Source organism: Nonomuraea sp. K271, assembly GCF_009908215.1.
GTDB lineage: Bacteria > Actinomycetota > Actinomycetes > Streptosporangiales > Streptosporangiaceae > Nonomuraea > Nonomuraea longispora.
This window is the reverse complement of sequence record NZ_JAAAHR010000050.1, coordinates 34,315-50,015: the sequence shown is the minus strand read 5'-3', so window position 1 is coordinate 50,015 and position 15,701 is coordinate 34,315. Positions and strand designations below refer to the sequence as shown.

Here is a 15,701-nt window from a genome sequence, read left to right as displayed (position 1 = left end):
GGGTAGGGCTGGCGCGTACCAGGACGGACAAGGGGGTGGGGTGTCGATGACCAGGACGGCGCCGGAGACGATGGAGCAGAGCGATGTCATCGTGTTGCTGCAGGCGCAGCATGGGATGATCCGGGATCTGTTCGATGAGGTGGAGCGGGCGCCGGCGGAGCGTCGGGGGGAGGCGTTCGGCCGGTTGGTGCGGTTGCTGGCGGTGCATGAGACCGCTGAGGAGGAGATCGTGCATCCGTATGCGCGGGGCCGTATCGATGGGGGTGATGCGGTGGTCGATGATCGGTTGGCTGAGGAGAACGAGGCCAAGGAGTTGTTGTCGCGGCTGGATGAGGACGGGCCGGACGCTGCCGATTTCCTGGAGCGGTTGCTGGTGTTGCGTGGGGCGGTGGAGGCGCACGCGCGTAGTGAGGAGCGGTATGAGTTCCTGCAGTTGCGGGCGCATACCACGGAGGCCGAGCGGCGCAGTATGGCCGCGGGGGTCAAGGCGGCCGAGGCGATGGCTCCCACGCATCCGCATCCGGGCACGGAGTCGGCCACGAAGAACGTTCTGGTGGGCACGCCGATGGCGATGATGGACCGGGTCCGCGACGTCATCCGCCAGACGATGGGCAAGAACCCCTGACCTGCCACAGGTCACCGGGGCCGCACGTCCGGCCCGGTCGCGGCGCGAGGTCAGCGCCGGGCGCGGGCCGGCTCATCCGGTGAGCGCTCGGCGGCGGACGAGAGGCCGCCGCGGTGCACGATGACGACCGCCGCGAGGCAGACGGCCAGGCCGAGGGCGGTCTGCACGTGGAAGGGCTCACGGAACATGAGGGCTCCCCAGACGGCCGTGACCGGGGCCATGAGGAACATCAGCGTGTTGACCTTGGTGACTCCCGAGCGCCTCATGATCATCCAGTACAGCCCGTACCCGCCGAAGGTGGACAGAGCCACCAGCCAGGTGATCGCGACCCAGAACGAGAGCTCGGCGGGCGGCTGCGCGGCTCCGGCGCCGACCGCCAGCGCCGTGAAGATGACGGCGCTCGTGGCGCAGTGCACGGTCATCGAGGTCGCGGGAGCGACCGGCGTACGGGCGCGGCCTTGCAGGAGCGTGGCCGCCACCAGCGAGAACATGCCGATGAGCGGGATGAGGTAGGCCCACCAGGCGGCGCCGGTGCCGGCCGTGGCGTCGGCCATGGTGACGACGGTGACGCCGCTCAGGCCCAGGGCGAGGCCGATCCACTGGTGGCGTGAGACCTGCTGGTGCAGCAGCGGTCCTGCGAGTGCTCCGGCGACCAGCGGCTGCACGCCGTCGATCAGGGCCGTGGTGCCGCTGGAGACCCCGAGCTGGATCGCGTAATAGACGGTGAGCAGGTAGCCGCTCTGCGAGAGCACGCCGATCACGGCCTGCCGGGTCACGTCGCGAGGTGTGAGGCCCCTCCACGACGAACCGGAGAGGGCGGCGACGACCACCAGGATGACGGCGAGGGGCAGGAACCGCCACATGAGGATCGTGACCGCGGGCGCCGTGCCCACGCCGAGCTTGGCTCCGATGAACCCGGAGCTCCAGCAGAGCACGAAGGCGATCGAGAGCAGAAGGTGCACGATCCTGTCCTAACTATACCGATCTGTATACACTACCCTCTCACTATACAGATCGGTATACTGTGTGTCATGGGCAGCAACGAGACCACGCAGCGGATCACGATGACGCCGGCCGCACGGCGTGTCCTCGAGGCCGCCGCGAGGCTCTTCTACGAGCGCGGCATCCACGCCGTCGGCGTGGACCTGATCGCCGCCGAGGCCGGGGTGACGAAGAAGACGCTCTACGACCGGTTCGGCTGCAAGGAGCAGATCGTCGTGGAATATCTCGCCGATCGCGACGAACGCTGGCGCGTCTTCCTCGCCGACCACATGAACGCCGCCGGTCCGACGCCGGCGGCGCGCGTCCTGGCCGTCTTCGACGCGGCACGCGCGTGGGCCGCGCAGCACGGCCACAAGGGGTGCAGCATGGTCAACGCCCATGCCGAGATCAGCGATCCCGCCCATCCGGCCTACCCGATCATCACGGGGCAGAAGCGGTGGATGCTCACCCTGTTCACCGACCTCGCCGGCGAGATCGCTCCCGAGGAGGCCGGTCGCCTGGGCAGGGCGCTCATGCTGCTCCACGAAGGAGCGCTCGTCGCCGAGGGCCTGAGCATCTTCCCGGACGCCATCGGCCAGGCCCGCGAGCAGGCTCAGGCCGTCCTCGCCGCCGCTTGAGGGAGTCCCGCCCGCGCAACCCTTCGACAATCGTGAAAACCGGGGACGGCGGCGTCGCGGAGTTGCACCGTAGGAACTCCGGTGGGCAAGCGAGTGGAGGCGAGATGCGCCCTTCGGCCGAGCTTCAGGAACTGTACGACCGGCTCGCCGCCCAGGCCGAGCAGACCGCCGCCACGTTGCGGTCCGCCCGGACCCGGCTGGCCACGATCCGCGGTACGGGATCGGAAGAGCTGGCCGAGGCCACCTCCGACGCCCATCTGCGCATCGTCGGGCTGACGCTGAACCCGCGCGCCATGCGGCTCGGCCCTCAGGAGCTGGCCCGGCAGATCGTCCAGGCGGTGCAGGCGGCTCAACGCGACGCCGAGCGGCAGGCCGCGCAGGTCATGGAGGAGGTCGAGGCCCGTACGGCGTCGACCTCGCCTCCACTCGACGCCGGCTTCGTGCGGGAGCGGATCGACCAGCTCATCGGCGAGCTGGACCGCTGAGCGGAGGCCGCGCCGGGTCGTGGAAGTCCACGTCGGTCGCGGACAACAGCGCCGCGCCGCCCTCCGCCTCAAGAAGCGGGATCTCCGACGCGTGCAGCGGATAGAGCTGGATGAGGTTGATCGTCCGGTCCGGGAGCTCCAGGTGGGTGAACTCCGGATCGAGGTCGGTGACCAGGAAGGCCAGCAACGCCGACATGTCCGACTCCTCCGGACTTATCGGCGCGTCGAGCACGAAGGCGTCCCCCGCGGCGAACCGCTTCTCGCCCCGGTAGTGGGCGGCCACGAAGCCGGCGGCGAACACCCAGTCCGGCCGGGGCGAGTTCATGCTGATGAAGAGCTCCGGGCGGCCGAACTCCCAGTCGGGGTGCGCCACGGACGACAGGCCGAAGGTGAACCCCGAGATCGTGTCCTCTCCGAACTGGCCGCGGTAGGCGAACGCCCGGACCGGCGGGGAGACCTCGTCGGGCGTGATGAGCATGCTCTCAGGCTCGGCTCCGGCCCACTCGCCGAGCCGGGCGAGGTACGCGTCGACGCTTCCGGCTTCCATCTCCCCTCCCTACCAGAAGAACCCCTTCTTCTTGGGTTTGTTCCGCAGGTTGCCTTTCTCGTCGACGTACTCCTCGACCCACTTGTTGACGCCCTTCTTGCCCTCGTACCGGTGGCTGCGGTTCGAGCTGCGGTCCTCGAACTGGTACTTCTTCGGGTCGTTCGCCACCTCATTGATCAGCTTGCGGCGGTCGCGCGAGCTGAGCCCTTCCTTCCTCAGGCGTTTGTCGAGGTCCTTCAGCTTGTGCGCTTCGTACCCGGGCTTGTGCCCGATGTCGGGCTTCCCCTGGATGGGCTTCTTGGTGTTCGGGTCGATGAGCTCGCCCTTGCTGTTGTACTGCCCTTGGATCTGGTCCCTGGTGCTCTTGCGTAGGTACGGTCTGGACGCCGGCTTCTCCTGGGTGGCTCTCCGTACCTGCTCCAGTTCCTTGCTCGTCAGGGACCGGCCGTAGCGCTTCTCGTAATCTTTCGCCGCTTTCCGGATCTCTCGTTCCGAGATGTTGAAGGTGGTCGGGCCGACGCGGGGCGCGTCGTACGGGCTGATCCTGAGTCCACCATGCCCGCCGGCCCCGGCCAGTTCGCGGCCCAGCGCATTGCCCTGCCAGCCGCGTACACCTTGGAGGGGCGCCCGGACGCGCCCGTCGAGCATCGACGCCAGGCGGGTGCCGATGCCGCGGCCCAGCACCTCCTTGATCTGCCGGTCCATCCGGCGCAGCGCCTGGCGTCTGGCGACGAAGGCGTACGCGCCCGCCGCGCCGCCGGCGAGCAACAACGGCGCCACCTGCTGCCCGAAGTGCACCAGCTGGGACATCGTGGCGGCCTTGCCGGCGGTGACGATCGTGGCGGCGGTGTCGAGCACCGGCGGCATGTTCGCCGCCGCGCTGGTCACCCGCCGCAGGTCGCCGCCGTTGCCGCTCACGTCCTGCCAGTGGCTCGCGAGCTCGGTGGCGGACATGCCTTCGTACGCGTCCAGGCCCCGGGCCACGGTGGCGCCCGCGTGGAGCCCGCTCTGTTCGACGTGACTGGCCACGACCCGCCACGCCTCCGCGTCGGCGCGCATCTCCTCCTCGTCGACGGGGATCGCGTCGATCCCGGCCAGCTCGAACAGGAACGTGAGGCCGGACGGCACCGTCATGGGGCCACCTCATCCGGCCCGAGCACGCGGCGCGCGGCCGCGTCCGCCTCGACGAGCGAGGCGGCCGTGTCGTGCATGCCGTGGCCGGTGGAGCGCACCGTTCGCGAGACGGCGGAAAGAGCCCGTGCCGCTTCGTGAACGCAGCCGGAATAGATGTCGACGAACGGCGCGATGAGGCCGTCGTCACGCCAGGCCGCCGCGGCCGAACCCCGCTCCGTGAGCCGCTGGATCGCCGCACTCAGGTCCGTGCCGTGTTCGCCCATTCTCTGGGCGGCGTCATCCAGCCGCGTCGGATCCGCCTCTATGCCCTCGCGCATCTTCCGACCGTAACCAGGGCCATGCGTACGCCCGCGTCAGTTCAGCAAAAGCTGAAACATCGTCAGGGCCGGGCGTGTGGCGGCCGCTTCTACGACGCGGCCTCCGGCCTGGGCGAGCAGGTGCGCTCGCGCGGCGCGGCGGCGCCCTCGCCAAGGTCGCCGGGGTCTCCCCCGACGGCACCGGTCGCACCGGCTCGCCGTCGGCGGCGGCACCGGGTCCTTCATCGACCCGGACGGCTTCGTGTGAGAGACGCCCCGAAAGACCGCATCGGTGTGTTCCGCGTGATCGTCGCGGGGCGGATATGGTGCTGCGGTGGACGCTTCGACCGAGCCGCGCCGACCCGGCATGCGCCAGGTCGCGCGGGAGGCCGGAGTCTCGCTGACGACCGTGAGCAACGTCCTCAACAGTCCCGAGCTCGTCGCCGAGGAGACGCGCCGCCGCGTGCACGCGGCGATGGCCCGCGTGGGCTATCTGCCGGACAACGCCGCCAGGCGGTTACGCGGCGTGCCCAGCCCGCTGGTCGGCGCGGTGACGCTCGACATCGCGGGCCCGTTCTTCACCGAGGTGTGCCGTGGGGTGGAGGACCGGCTGCTCCAGGACGGCTGCATGCTCATGACCTGCAGCACCGACCTGCAACCCGGCCGGGAGCGGCACTACCTGCAGGAGCTGGAGAAGCAGCGGGTGCGCGGCGTGCTCATCACCCCGGTCGAGGCCGACCTGGACCCGCTGGTCACCCTGGCCGGTCGCGGGGTCGCGGTGGTGCTGCTCGACCACAGGTCCGACGGGCGGTTGTGCTCGGTGTCGATGGACAACCGGTGGGGCGGTGAGCAGGTCGCGGCACACCTGCTCACGCTGGGGCACCGGCGGATCGCCCTGCTCAGCGCGTCGATCGAGGTGCAGCAGACCGCCGAGCGCCACGCCGGGGTCCGTACGGCGTTCACCAAGGCCGGCCTCGACCCGGACCGCGGCGTGCTGGACGTACGGGTGCCGTCGCCCGACATCACCGTGACCGCCGCCGCGGCCCTCGAGGACGTGCTGGCCGCGGCCGATCCGCCCACCGCGATCGTGTGCCTCAACGACACGGCGGCGCTCGGCGTGATCGGGGGCCTGAAGGAGCGGGGCATCGCGGTGCCGGAGGAGATGTCGGTCGTGGGCTATGACGACGTGGCGTTCGCCGCGCAGCTTGCCCCGGCGCTGACCACCGTCTGGCAGCCGAAGCGCGAGCTGGGCCGGGTCGCGGCCGAGCTGCTGCTCGACGAGGCCCGCGCGGGTCACCGTCACCAGAAGCTCGTCTACCGGCCCCGGCTTGTCGTCCGCGAGTCCACCGCGCCGCCCTGCCGCTGACCGGTTGCGGCTCCGAAAGTTTCAGAGCCGTGTGGACTCCTCCCGCTGCTGACCTGAAAGGTAACAATCTCGGGTGAGGTGGGCACCGGTGGCCCGTTGACACTCTGGTCAGCACCTTCTTACCGTGTGGGCGCTCGGCACCTCCTCGTGACCCTCAATACACCGATTGGACGTTCAATGAAATGTTTATCCCGTCCAGCACTGCTCGTCACGGCGCTCGCCGGCAGCGTGTGCCTGGTCGCCGCGACCGCCGTCGGCCTGCAGTCGCCCGCCGCCGCGGCGGTGGCCTGCGAGGTCGACTACGACGTCGCCACCCAGTGGTCCGGCGGGTTCACCGGCAACGTGACCGTCAGGAACCTGGGCGACGCCGTCGACGGCTGGCGCCTGGACTGGTCGTTCACCTCCGGCCAGCGGATCACCCAGGCGTGGAACGCCACCGCCACGCAGAACGGCGCCGCCGTCACCGCCGAGGACGCGGGCCACAACGCCGCGATCCCCCGGGGCGGCAGCACCACGTTCGGCTTCAACGCCTCCTGGGACGGATCCGGCAACCCGGCGCCCGCCACGTTCACCCTCAACGGCGTCACCTGCACCGGCGACCCCGGCGAGCCGACCCCGACGGTCACTCCCACGGTCACCCCCACCGCCCCCGCGGACGCCAAACAGGCGGAAGACCTCGACCGCGGCCTGATCAGCGTCCGCTCCGGCAACGGCAACCTGGTCTCGTGGCGGCTGCTCGGCACCGAGCCCCGTGACACGTCCTTCAACGTCTACCGAGGCGGCACACGCATCGCGACCGTCACCGACTCCACCAACCACCTGGACGCGGGGGCGCCCTCGGACGCCTCCTACACGGTGCGCCCGCTCACCGGCGGCGCCGAGGGCCCGGCCTCCGAACCCTCGCTCAGGTTCGGCGACGGCTATCTCGACGTGCCCGTCTCCCCGCCCGGCGGCCACCACGCCAACGACGCCAGCGTCGGCGACCTGGACGGCGACGGCCGGCTCGACCTGGTGCTGAAGTGGGAGGCCGACAACTCCAAGGACAACTCCCAGTCCGGCACCACCGACGTGGTCTACATCGACGGGATCAAGCTGGACGGCACCCGCCTGTGGCGCATCAACCTGGGCCGCAACATCCGCGCGGGCGCCCACTACACGCAGTTCCAGGTCTACGACTACGACGGCGACGGCAGGGCCGAGGTCGCCATGAAAACCGCTGACGGCACCGTCGACGGCCGAGGCACCGTCATCGGCAACGCGAACGCCGACCACCGAAACTCCTCCGGCTACGTCCTGTCCGGCCCCGAGTTCCTGACGATGTTCGACGGCCGGACCGGGGCGGCGCTGTCCACGGTGAACTACGACCCGCCGCGCGGCAACGTCTCCTCCTGGGGCGACTCCTACGGCAACCGGGTGGACAGGTTCCTCGCCGGCACCGCGTACCTGGACGGGCAGCGGCCAAGCCTCATCATGGCGCGCGGCTACTACACCCGCTCCGTGATCGCCGCCTGGGACTTCCGCGACGGCCGGCTCGTCAAACGCTGGACGTTCGACAGCAACGCCTCCGGCAACGGCTCGTACGCCGGCCAGGGCAACCACAGCCTCACCGTCGGCGACGTGGACGCCGACGGCCGCGACGAGATCGTCTACGGCGCGGCCGCCATCGACGACGACGGCGGCCGACTGTGGAACGTCGGCTGGGGCCACGGTGACGCCGCCCACCTGGGCGACCTCGACCCCGGCCGCCCGGGCCAGGAGTACGTGAAGATCTCCGAATCGGGCAACCGGCCCGGCCTGTACATGGTCGACGCCCGTACCGGCCAGGTGCTGTGGCGTACCGGCTCCGGCTCCGGCTCCGACGGCGAGGGGCCCGGCCGGGGCGTGGCCGCCGACATCCACGCCGGCAGCCCCGGCGCCGAGTCCTGGGCCTCAGGGGCCGGGCAGAACGGCCTGCGCAACACCTCCGGCACGGTCGTCGGCCGCCAGCCGTCCTCGGCGAACTTCCTGTCCTGGTGGGACGGTGACCCGGTGCGCGAGCTGCTGGACCAGACCAGGATCGACAAGTACGGCACCGGCGGCGAGACCCGCCTGCTGACCGCCTCCGGCGTGCACAGCAACAACGGCACCAAGGCCAATCCGTCACTGTCGGGCGACATTCTCGGCGACTGGCGAGAGGAGGTCATCTGGCCCACCACCGACAACCGCGCCCTGCGCATCTACGCCACCCCCCACGTGACCACCACCAAGATCCACACCCTGCTGCACGACCCGCAGTACCGGGTGGCCCTCGCCTGGCAGAACACCGCCTACAACCAGCCGCCGCACCCGAGCTTCTTCATCGGCGACGGCATGAGCACCCCGCCCCAGCCCCGGGTCCACGTGCGCTGACCGTGTCCGGTTGTGCGGCCTTCCCGGGAGCGCGAGAAGGCCGCACCTTGGGAGGGGCCGGACCGCGTCACGCGGGCGTACGGTGGTCAGCTCCGGACGGGAAGCGCCGCCACGACCTCGAACCCGCCGCCGTCCGCCGGGCCGCAGCGGACGGATCCGCCGTAGGCGGCGACGCGCTCCCTGATGCCCACGAGCCCGTGCCCGCCCGACCGCCCGGCCTGCGCGCCCGCGCCGCGGCCGTCGTCGGAGACGCGCAGGTCGAGCGCGTCCTCCCCATAGCGCAACGACACTCGCGCCGTGCTCACCTGCGGTCCCGCGTGTTTGCGGGTGTTGGTCAGGGCTTCCTGAACGATGCGGTACGCCGCGAGGTCGACGCCGTCCGGCAGCTCGCGCGGCTCGCCGTGCACGGTCAGCTCGACGGGCAGGCCCGCGCTCCGTACGTCCTCGACCAGCCGTTCCAGCTGTGCCAGGCCCGGCCGCGGCGCGTAGGGGCCGCGTTCCGGCGGGCCGTCGCGCAACACCTCCAGCATGTGCCGCATCTCGGTCAGCGCGTTCTGGCCGATGTCGCTGATCGCCGTCAGCGCCTGGTGCGCGGAGTCCGGCCGGCTGTGCAGGCAGTGCGCCGCCCCGTTGGCCTGCACGACGATGAGGCTCAGGCTGTGGGAGACGATGTCGTGCATCTCCCGCGCGATCCTGGCGCGCTCCGCGGCGGCGGCGATCCGCGCCTGGTTGTCGCGGTCCCGCTCCAGGTGCTCGGCGCGTTCCCGCAGGCCCGCCACGTAGGCGCGGCGGGTGCCGATGGTGTGACCCCACATCCACACCGACACGATGAAGACCGTGGCTGCGGACAGCTGGAAGGCCACCTCCAGCGGGCGGCCTCCCCACCGCAGCGCGGCGAGGACGGCGCCGAGCTCGACGACCGCCGCCGCCGTGATCGACACGCGCCGGTCGCGACCCGTGGCGACGGTGTAGAGCCCGGCGAGCAGCATGGCGTTGGCCCAGGTCGGCAACACGCCGAGCACCACCTGGGCGAGGGACACCAGCGCCATCGCCGCGAAACTCGCGACCGGGTGGTTCCTGCGGGCGACGTACGGCAGGCACAGGCCCGCGGACACCAGCAGCGCGACCGGATAGCGCGGCAGGTGCTCGGGAACGTACGCGGCCTGCACAGGCACGTTGACGACGAACACCGCCGCCGCCACGGCGCCGTCGATCACCCGGGGATGCGCCCGCGCCCACGTCACCAATACGTTAGACACACTCGCAGTGTAGGAAGCCGGTCCCGCCCCCACCGCCCCGAGGATTGGAGCACGTACGATGATCCGCGTCATTCTGGTCGACGACCAGGAGCTGGTCCGGGCGGGCTTTCGCATGGTCCTCGACGTGGAGCCGGACATCGAGGTCGTCGGCGAGGCGGGCGACGGCGCCAGCGCCCTCGAGCTGCTGCGGACGGTCGAGGCCGACGTCGTCCTGGTGGACGTCCGCATGCCGCGCATGGACGGCGTGGAGACGACCCGCCGCATCCGCGCGGAGCCCGGCGGGCCGCGCGTGCTGATCCTGACGACCTTCGACCTCGACGAATATGCCTACGCGGCGCTCAAGGCCGGCGCCGGCGGCTTCATGCTCAAGGAGGTCTCACCGTCCGACCTGCTGTCGGCGATCCGCGCCGTGCACTTGGGCAACGCGGTCGTGGCGCCCAGCACGACACGGCGGCTGCTCGACCGCTTCGCGGGTCAGCTCACCGACGACGACCCGCGCACGCCGGAGGCGCTCGACGTGCTGACCGCACGCGAGCGCGAGGTGCTCGTGCTGGTGGCTCGCGGCCTGTCGAACGCGGAGATCGCCGGAGGGCTGCACGTGGCCGAGGCGACGGTCAAAGCCCACGTGGGGCGGTTGCTGGCCAAGCTCGGCCTGCGGGATCGGGTGCAGGCGGTGGTGCTCGCGTACGAGACCGGTCTAATCGAGGTCAGACCCAGGTCGTAAGAGCGGCCGCCTGTTCGCCCTGAGACCTACGCGGAAAACTCGACCTGGGGCCGACGCGACCGTGCGGCCGGCCGTGCGAGGGTGGCGGCATGTTGACGAGATCGATCGTGCTGGTGGCCGCCGCGTGTCTCATGGCGACGGGCTCCGCCGTTCCGGCAGCCGCCACGTCCGCGGAGAAGATTTCCTGGAAGAACTGCCCTGGCGAGGCCGCCCGGGGCACGGAGATCCGGTGTGCCGACCTCTCGGTGCCCGTGGACTGGCACCGTCCGGGCGACGACCGCACCACCGTCCGGCTGGCCAGGCTCCCGGCCCAGGACCCTGCGCAGCGAGCCGGCTCGCTGCTGGTCAACCTGGGAGCCGACGGCTCGACGGCCGAGCATCTGCCGGGGATGCGGAAGGACCTGGCGGAGCTGACCCGGTGGTTCGACGTCATCGCCTTCGACGCGCGCGGGCGAGGCGGCAGCAGTGGGGTCGCCTGCGAGACCGGGCCGGCCTATACCGCCCTGATGTTCTCCTCCGGCAGACGCACGTGGGACCGCTTCGTGCGCGACAACCGCGCGTGGGAGGCCTCCTGCAGGAAGGCGGCGGGCCCGCTGGCCGGCAACCTGGACTCCTGGCAGGCCGCCCACGACATGGAGGCGATCCGGCGGGCGCTCGGCGAGGGCGGGCTCAGCTACTACGGCAACTCCTACGGCACGGTGTTCGGCAAGGCCTACGCCGAGCTCTTCCCCGCCCAGGTGCGCCGGATGTATCTCGACAGCGTGGCCGACCACACCCGGCGTTCGCCCCTGGAGGCCGTCGCGGCGAAGGCCGAGGCGGTGGGCGACGCGTTCGAGAAGTTCGGTAAGTGGTGCGAGAGCGACGCCGAGTGCGCGCTGCACCCCGACAACGCCCGCGACGTGTGGGACGGGCTGACGGCGCAGGCGAGCCGCGAACCGCTGCCGGCTCCCGACGCCGGCCAGGGCAAGACCGTCGACCCGGTGCAGCTGCGCCTCAACGCGTTCCTCTCCGTGCCCCAGGAGTCCCGGTGGCCGCGCTTCGCCCAGGCGCTGGCCAAGGCCCGCGCGGGCAACGCGAGCGACCTCCACCTCACGCCCTCCGACGTTCCGACCGGCATCCGCGTCGACGGCCTGGCGTGGTGCGCCGACTTCCCGTTCACCCAGGACCGGAAGGGGATGACCGCGATCGAGCGCCGGCTCCGCAAGATCGAGCCGCGGGCCGGCTGGCTGATGGCGAAAATGGAATACGGCCGTTGCGTCGGGCAGCGCCACCAGGGTTCCTTCCCGCCGCACGCCATCGCCCCCGAGGGGCTGCCTCCGGTGCTGCTCGTGAGCGGCCTCCGCGACACCGCCACGCCGCCCTCCGGCGGCCGGCTGCTGGCAGGGCAACTGCCGGGCTCGGCCTGGGTCCGCGCCGACTCCGGCCACTCGGTCTACCTGTCAGGCAACCGCTGCGTGCGCGACCTCGTGCACCGCTACCTGCGCACGGGCGCCCGTCCCGCACCGGGCCACGTGTGCCCCGCCTGACCCCTCGTGGCCGACGGCTGCGGTGGCGCCGCCCGAGGGCAGGAGAGGGCCATGAAAGGCAGGCTCCTCCTGAAGACCGCCCTCGCGGCGACCGCCACCGCCGTCGCCGGGCCCGGCAGGAGGCAACCGGACCTTACGTTCCGTCCGGCGGGGAAACGACTGCTCCGGTGGGATCGACGTCGATAGCGGGGCGTGGGTCGAACCGCGCCCCGATGGACGGCCGAGCCGTGTCGTCGTGACCGGCGTGGGCGCAACGCTGGTGAGCCCGCGCGGACGGCTGCACGGGCTCACGTCGTGGGTGGGCGAGGACGGTCAGGTGGTGTCGAGCGCGACGGCGATGTCGGTGATGGTCAGCGGGAACGGCTCGCTGATCTGGGTGGCGGCGCCGGTGAGCAGGTCGACGGAGTTGAGCGTCGCGAGGCCGTCCGAGTCGACGAAAGTGGCGAATGCCGAGTTCGAGACGGTCTTGCCGCCCTTCAGGTCGCTGTAGACGTCGAGGCCCGCGTTCAATGCGACGGGCCGGCCGAGCGCACCGGTCGGGGCCAGCAGGCCGTTGTTGGCCGGCGACTGGACGACGACCTGCGCGGTCGTGGTGTTGACGTCGAACAGCGTGGTCGCCGTGTCGCCGTTGAGGTCGTTGTTGGTGTAGGCGGCGGCGGTGACCCCGGAGGCCGGCGAACCGGGGCCGTTGCTCAGCGTGCCGTCCGACACCGTGGTGCCGTCGTTGAGGTTGTGCCGCAGGTTCTGACCGTTGTCGCTGATCACGCGCAGCCGGTCGGCGGCGGGATTGAAGTCGACTCCGAACGCCGTGCCCTTGAGACCCACCTTGAGCTGGGAGACCTTCGAGACCACGACGTCCTCGTCGCCGGTCGGGATCGAGATCGTGTAGATCCCGCCGTGGTTGCCGACGGCGTAGAACTTGCCGTCCTGCACGCGGAAGTCGATGCCGATCACGAAGGTGTCGGTGACCAGCCCGGAGATGCGCCTGACCCAGTTGAGCTCTTCCGGCTCCTCGGTGGTGAAGGTGGCCATCACCCTGCCGTTGTCGGTGATGCCGTACGCCCGCAGCGGCGGGGCCGCGGTCGAACTGGAGTCGGCCGCCAGGCTGGTGCCCGCCGGCCCGACGCCGATGGCCGCGGCCGTCGCCAACGCGATCAGCACGGCGGCCTTCCTCATGATCCGTCCTCGCATGGGTGCTCCTCCATCGAGTCGTGCAGGCGGCCTGTGGGCACCTGCGCCTACCGGCGTGTTCGCCGGCAGCAACAGCTTGTCCGGCGGCGGAGGAGCCGTCCTCGTGACAGATGTCAAATCGCCGCGCCAGGGCGAGGCTTTCTTTGTCATCTCGCGCAACGGCGGACGCGGGTGCCGGAGCGGAGGAGCGCTCAGTGTTTGACGGCTTCGCGGATGATGTCGTCGAGCACGTCGCGGGAACGCACCAGGTCGCCGATCATGCGGTCGATGCGCTCACGTTCCCTCATGAGCTGCTCGGCCAGCCACGGGGAGGCCACCTCGGCCGGCCCGCCCTCGCCGTCGCCCAGGCAGGGAAGCAGCTGAACGATCTTGGAGCTGCACAACCCGGCGGCGAACAACTCCTGGATGCGGATGACCCGCCGCACGGCGCTCTCGCCATATTCGCGGTGGCCGCCAGGGGTGCGCCGCGACTGGAGCAGCCCCTGCTTCTCGTAGTAACGCAGCGAGCGCTCGCTCACGGCCGTCCGCCGCGCCAGCTCACCGATCCGCATGCCGCACCTCGGGTTGAACCTGACATCAGTGTCAACTCCTACCGTACCTGCATGAATGAACTCTTGCTGCTCAAGCCCTACCTTCTCGGCCGGCTGGCGTTGCCCAACCGTATGGTGATGGCCCCGATGACCCGTTTCCGCGCACACGAGGACGGCACGCCACAGCCGATCGTCGCCGACTACTACGCGCAACGCGCCGGCGCCGGTCTCATCGTCACCGAAGGCATCTGGCCCAGCGCCCGAGGGCAGGCGGGATGGCGCATGCCGGGCCTTGAGACCCCCGAGCACGTACGAGGCTGGCGCACTGTCACCGACGCCGTGCACGCGGCCGGCGGCCGCGTCTTCGCCCAGCTCATGCACGGCGGCCGGCACGGTCACCCCTTGTCCCGCCTGGCCGCCGACGTCCCGTCCGGCCCGTCCGCGGTGCCCGTGCCCGGTCCGGTTCACGTACGGGACGGCGGCAAGGCCGATCCCGTCACCCCCCGCGCCATGACCAGGGCGGACATCAGGCAGGCCGTCCAGGACCACGTCACCGCCGCCCGCAACGCCATGGCGGCCGGCTTCGACGGGGTGGAACTGCACGGCGCCAACAGCTACCTGATCCACCAATTCCTGGCCGACAACACCAATCTCCGTGACGACGAGTACGGCCCCGGCACACCAGGCGGCCGCATCCGCTTCCCGGTCGAGGTCGTCGCCGCCGTGGCCGACGCGATCGGCGTTCACCGCACAGGGCTGCGCCTGTCGCCGGGCAACCCGCAGGCGGGCATGGTCGAGACCGACCCCGGCCCCGTCTATCGCGAGCTCGTCGAGCGCATCGACGGCCTCGGCCTGGCCTATCTGCACCTCACCGACAACGATCGCTATCCCGCGCTGGCCGACCTGCGACCGCGCTGGCACGGGCCCCTCATCGCCAACGTCGGCGAGAACGGCCCCGCCACCGGTAAGGCCGCCGGCGAAGCCGCGCTCGCCTCGGGCCGCGCCGACCTGGTCTCGTACGGCAGGGCCTTCATCGCGAACCCCGACCTGCCCGCCCGCTTCGCCCGCGACGCCCCGCTCCAGCCGATCGACACGGCCCATCTGTACACCCACGACGCCGCCGGGTACACCGACTATCCCAGCCTGGACGCCCTCACGCTCCGCTGAGGCGGGCCGGTCAGCTCGCGTTCGACAGGCTGGCGGAGGCCTCGGAGCCGTCCGCCGGATCGCCGGCCCGCGCGGGAGGTTGCAGGGCGTCCAGCTTGGCGTGCAGGCGCGCGAGCTCCTCCGTGATCGCCTTGAGCCGGTCGTCGGTACGCTGCTCCTCCGCGGAGGTGCTCTCGTCGTCCATGGCGTTGACGACGACCGCGATGAAGAGGTTCAGCACCACGAACGACGACACCAGAATGTAGGCCACGAAGAAGATCCACGCCCAGGGGTGCACGTCCATGATCTGGTCGGCGATGTCCGGCCAGCCCTCCCCGGTCAACACCTGGAACAGGGTGAACAGGGAGGTCGGGATCTCGCCGAAGTAGGCCGGCGCGGTGCGCCCGAACCACTGGGTGGCCATCACCGCCGCCACGTACATGATGATGATCAGCAGACCGAGGATGGAGGCCATGCCGGGGATGGCGGCCAACAGCGCGGAGATGACCCGGCGCATGCTGGGCACCGCGGTGACGAGCCGCAGCGCCCGCATGATCCGCAGAGTACGCAGCACCGAGGCCGGCCCCGAGGCGGGCACCAGCGCGATCGCCACGATGGCGGTGTCGAACCAGTTCCACGGGTCCTTGAAGAACGCGCCCCGGTGGGCGTAGAGGCGGGCGGCGAGCTCCAGGACGAACACGCCCACCACGACGCGGTCCACGACGTGGAGCGGCTCGCCGATCCACCCCATCACGAAGGAGGAGGTCTCACAGCCGATCGTGATCGCGTTGAGCAAGATGACCGCCGTGATCGCCCGCTCGAAGCGAGGGTGGGCGAGGAGGGCGCGCACGCGTTCTCGATCCAG

16 protein-coding genes are annotated in these 15,701 nt (G+C 71.0%); 8 read left to right on the top strand and 8 right to left on the bottom strand.

Features of this window, described 5'->3' with window-relative positions; genetic code table 11:
• Positions 1 to 625: hemerythrin domain-containing protein (locus GUY59_RS19295; RefSeq protein ID WP_330849180.1), on the top strand; the 625-nt coding region annotated here is incomplete at its 5' end.
• 50 nt (positions 626 to 675) lie between these two features.
• Here the strand turns inward: GUY59_RS19295 and GUY59_RS19290 are convergent.
• Positions 676 to 1,587, bottom strand: coding sequence for a DMT family transporter (locus tag GUY59_RS19290; RefSeq protein WP_138201326.1), 912 nt, complete (start codon positions 1,585 to 1,587; stop codon positions 676 to 678).
• Between the two features lie 69 nt (positions 1,588 to 1,656).
• Between GUY59_RS19290 and GUY59_RS19285 the strand changes: the two genes are divergently transcribed.
• Both GUY59_RS19285 and GUY59_RS19280 read left to right on the top strand, forming a co-directional pair.
• A complete protein-coding gene (locus GUY59_RS19285) occupies positions 1,657 to 2,244 on the top strand; it encodes a TetR/AcrR family transcriptional regulator (protein WP_138201325.1) in 588 nt (195 codons plus the stop codon).
• Between the two features lie 104 nt (positions 2,245 to 2,348).
• Positions 2,349 to 2,729: a YbaB/EbfC family nucleoid-associated protein gene (locus GUY59_RS19280; protein ID WP_138201324.1), complete on the top strand. Its 381-nt coding sequence runs from the start codon at positions 2,349 to 2,351 to the stop codon at positions 2,727 to 2,729.
• On the opposite strand, the gene GUY59_RS19275 is transcribed toward GUY59_RS19280, so the two are convergent.
• From GUY59_RS19275 to GUY59_RS19265, 3 genes are read right to left on the bottom strand one after another with little or no spacing between them, the layout of a single operon-like run.
• Complete coding sequence (locus GUY59_RS19275) at positions 2,707 to 3,276, bottom strand: suppressor of fused domain protein (protein ID WP_132334075.1); 570 nt, start codon at positions 3,274 to 3,276, stop codon at positions 2,707 to 2,709. The genes GUY59_RS19280 and GUY59_RS19275 overlap by 23 nt on opposite strands.
• Before the next feature lie 9 nt (positions 3,277 to 3,285).
• Positions 3,286 to 4,410, bottom strand: a complete 1,125-nt coding sequence (locus tag GUY59_RS19270; protein ID WP_138201323.1) for a GH-E family nuclease — start codon at positions 4,408 to 4,410, stop codon at positions 3,286 to 3,288.
• Positions 4,407 to 4,727, bottom strand: coding sequence for a hypothetical protein (locus GUY59_RS19265; protein ID WP_138201322.1), 321 nt, complete (start codon positions 4,725 to 4,727; stop codon positions 4,407 to 4,409). The genes GUY59_RS19270 and GUY59_RS19265 overlap by 4 nt, the downstream gene beginning before the upstream one ends.
• A 313-nt stretch (positions 4,728 to 5,040) precedes the next feature.
• On the opposite strand from GUY59_RS19265, the gene GUY59_RS19260 reads away from it, so the two are divergent.
• Both GUY59_RS19260 and GUY59_RS19255 read left to right on the top strand, forming a co-directional pair.
• Positions 5,041 to 6,072 (top strand): LacI family DNA-binding transcriptional regulator, encoded by a 1,032-nt coding sequence (locus GUY59_RS19260; RefSeq protein ID WP_138201321.1) that lies wholly within the window; start codon positions 5,041 to 5,043, stop codon positions 6,070 to 6,072.
• 177 nt (positions 6,073 to 6,249) lie between these two features.
• On the top strand, positions 6,250 to 8,460 hold the full coding sequence (locus tag GUY59_RS19255; protein ID WP_138201320.1) for a rhamnogalacturonan lyase family protein: 2,211 nt from the start codon (positions 6,250 to 6,252) through the stop codon (positions 8,458 to 8,460).
• Positions 8,461 to 8,546: 86 nt separating this feature from the next.
• Here GUY59_RS19255 and GUY59_RS50760 read toward each other — a convergent pair whose 3' ends face one another.
• Positions 8,547 to 9,719 carry a sensor histidine kinase gene (locus tag GUY59_RS50760; protein ID WP_161714612.1) on the bottom strand — a complete coding sequence of 391 codons (1,173 nt, stop codon included), beginning with the start codon at positions 9,717 to 9,719 and terminating at the stop codon, positions 8,547 to 8,549.
• 58 nt (positions 9,720 to 9,777) lie between these two features.
• Between GUY59_RS50760 and GUY59_RS19245 the strand changes: the two genes are divergently transcribed.
• Both GUY59_RS19245 and GUY59_RS19240 read left to right on the top strand, forming a co-directional pair.
• A complete protein-coding gene (locus tag GUY59_RS19245) occupies positions 9,778 to 10,443 on the top strand; it encodes a response regulator (protein ID WP_138201318.1) in 666 nt (221 codons plus the stop codon).
• A gap of 89 nt (positions 10,444 to 10,532) precedes the next feature.
• The gene (locus GUY59_RS19240) at positions 10,533 to 11,969 is read left to right on the top strand and encodes an alpha/beta hydrolase (protein ID WP_138201317.1); all 1,437 of its coding nucleotides are present in this window, start codon (positions 10,533 to 10,535) and stop codon (positions 11,967 to 11,969) included.
• Between the two features lie 312 nt (positions 11,970 to 12,281).
• Here GUY59_RS19240 and GUY59_RS19235 read toward each other — a convergent pair whose 3' ends face one another.
• Both GUY59_RS19235 and GUY59_RS19230 read right to left on the bottom strand, forming a co-directional pair.
• Positions 12,282 to 13,160: a DUF4394 domain-containing protein gene (locus GUY59_RS19235; protein ID WP_138201316.1), complete on the bottom strand. Its 879-nt coding sequence runs from the start codon at positions 13,158 to 13,160 to the stop codon at positions 12,282 to 12,284.
• Between the two features lie 191 nt (positions 13,161 to 13,351).
• Positions 13,352 to 13,711 (bottom strand): MerR family transcriptional regulator, encoded by a 360-nt coding sequence (locus tag GUY59_RS19230; protein WP_138201315.1) that lies wholly within the window; start codon positions 13,709 to 13,711, stop codon positions 13,352 to 13,354.
• 51 nt (positions 13,712 to 13,762) lie between these two features.
• Between GUY59_RS19230 and GUY59_RS19225 the strand changes: the two genes are divergently transcribed.
• Positions 13,763 to 14,857 (top strand): alkene reductase, encoded by a 1,095-nt coding sequence (locus GUY59_RS19225; RefSeq protein WP_138201314.1) that lies wholly within the window; start codon positions 13,763 to 13,765, stop codon positions 14,855 to 14,857.
• A gap of 10 nt (positions 14,858 to 14,867) precedes the next feature.
• Here GUY59_RS19225 and GUY59_RS19220 read toward each other — a convergent pair whose 3' ends face one another.
• Positions 14,868 to 15,686: an ion transporter gene (locus GUY59_RS19220; RefSeq protein WP_330849179.1), complete on the bottom strand. Its 819-nt coding sequence runs from the start codon at positions 15,684 to 15,686 to the stop codon at positions 14,868 to 14,870.
• Positions 15,687 to 15,701 lie beyond the last annotated feature (15 nt).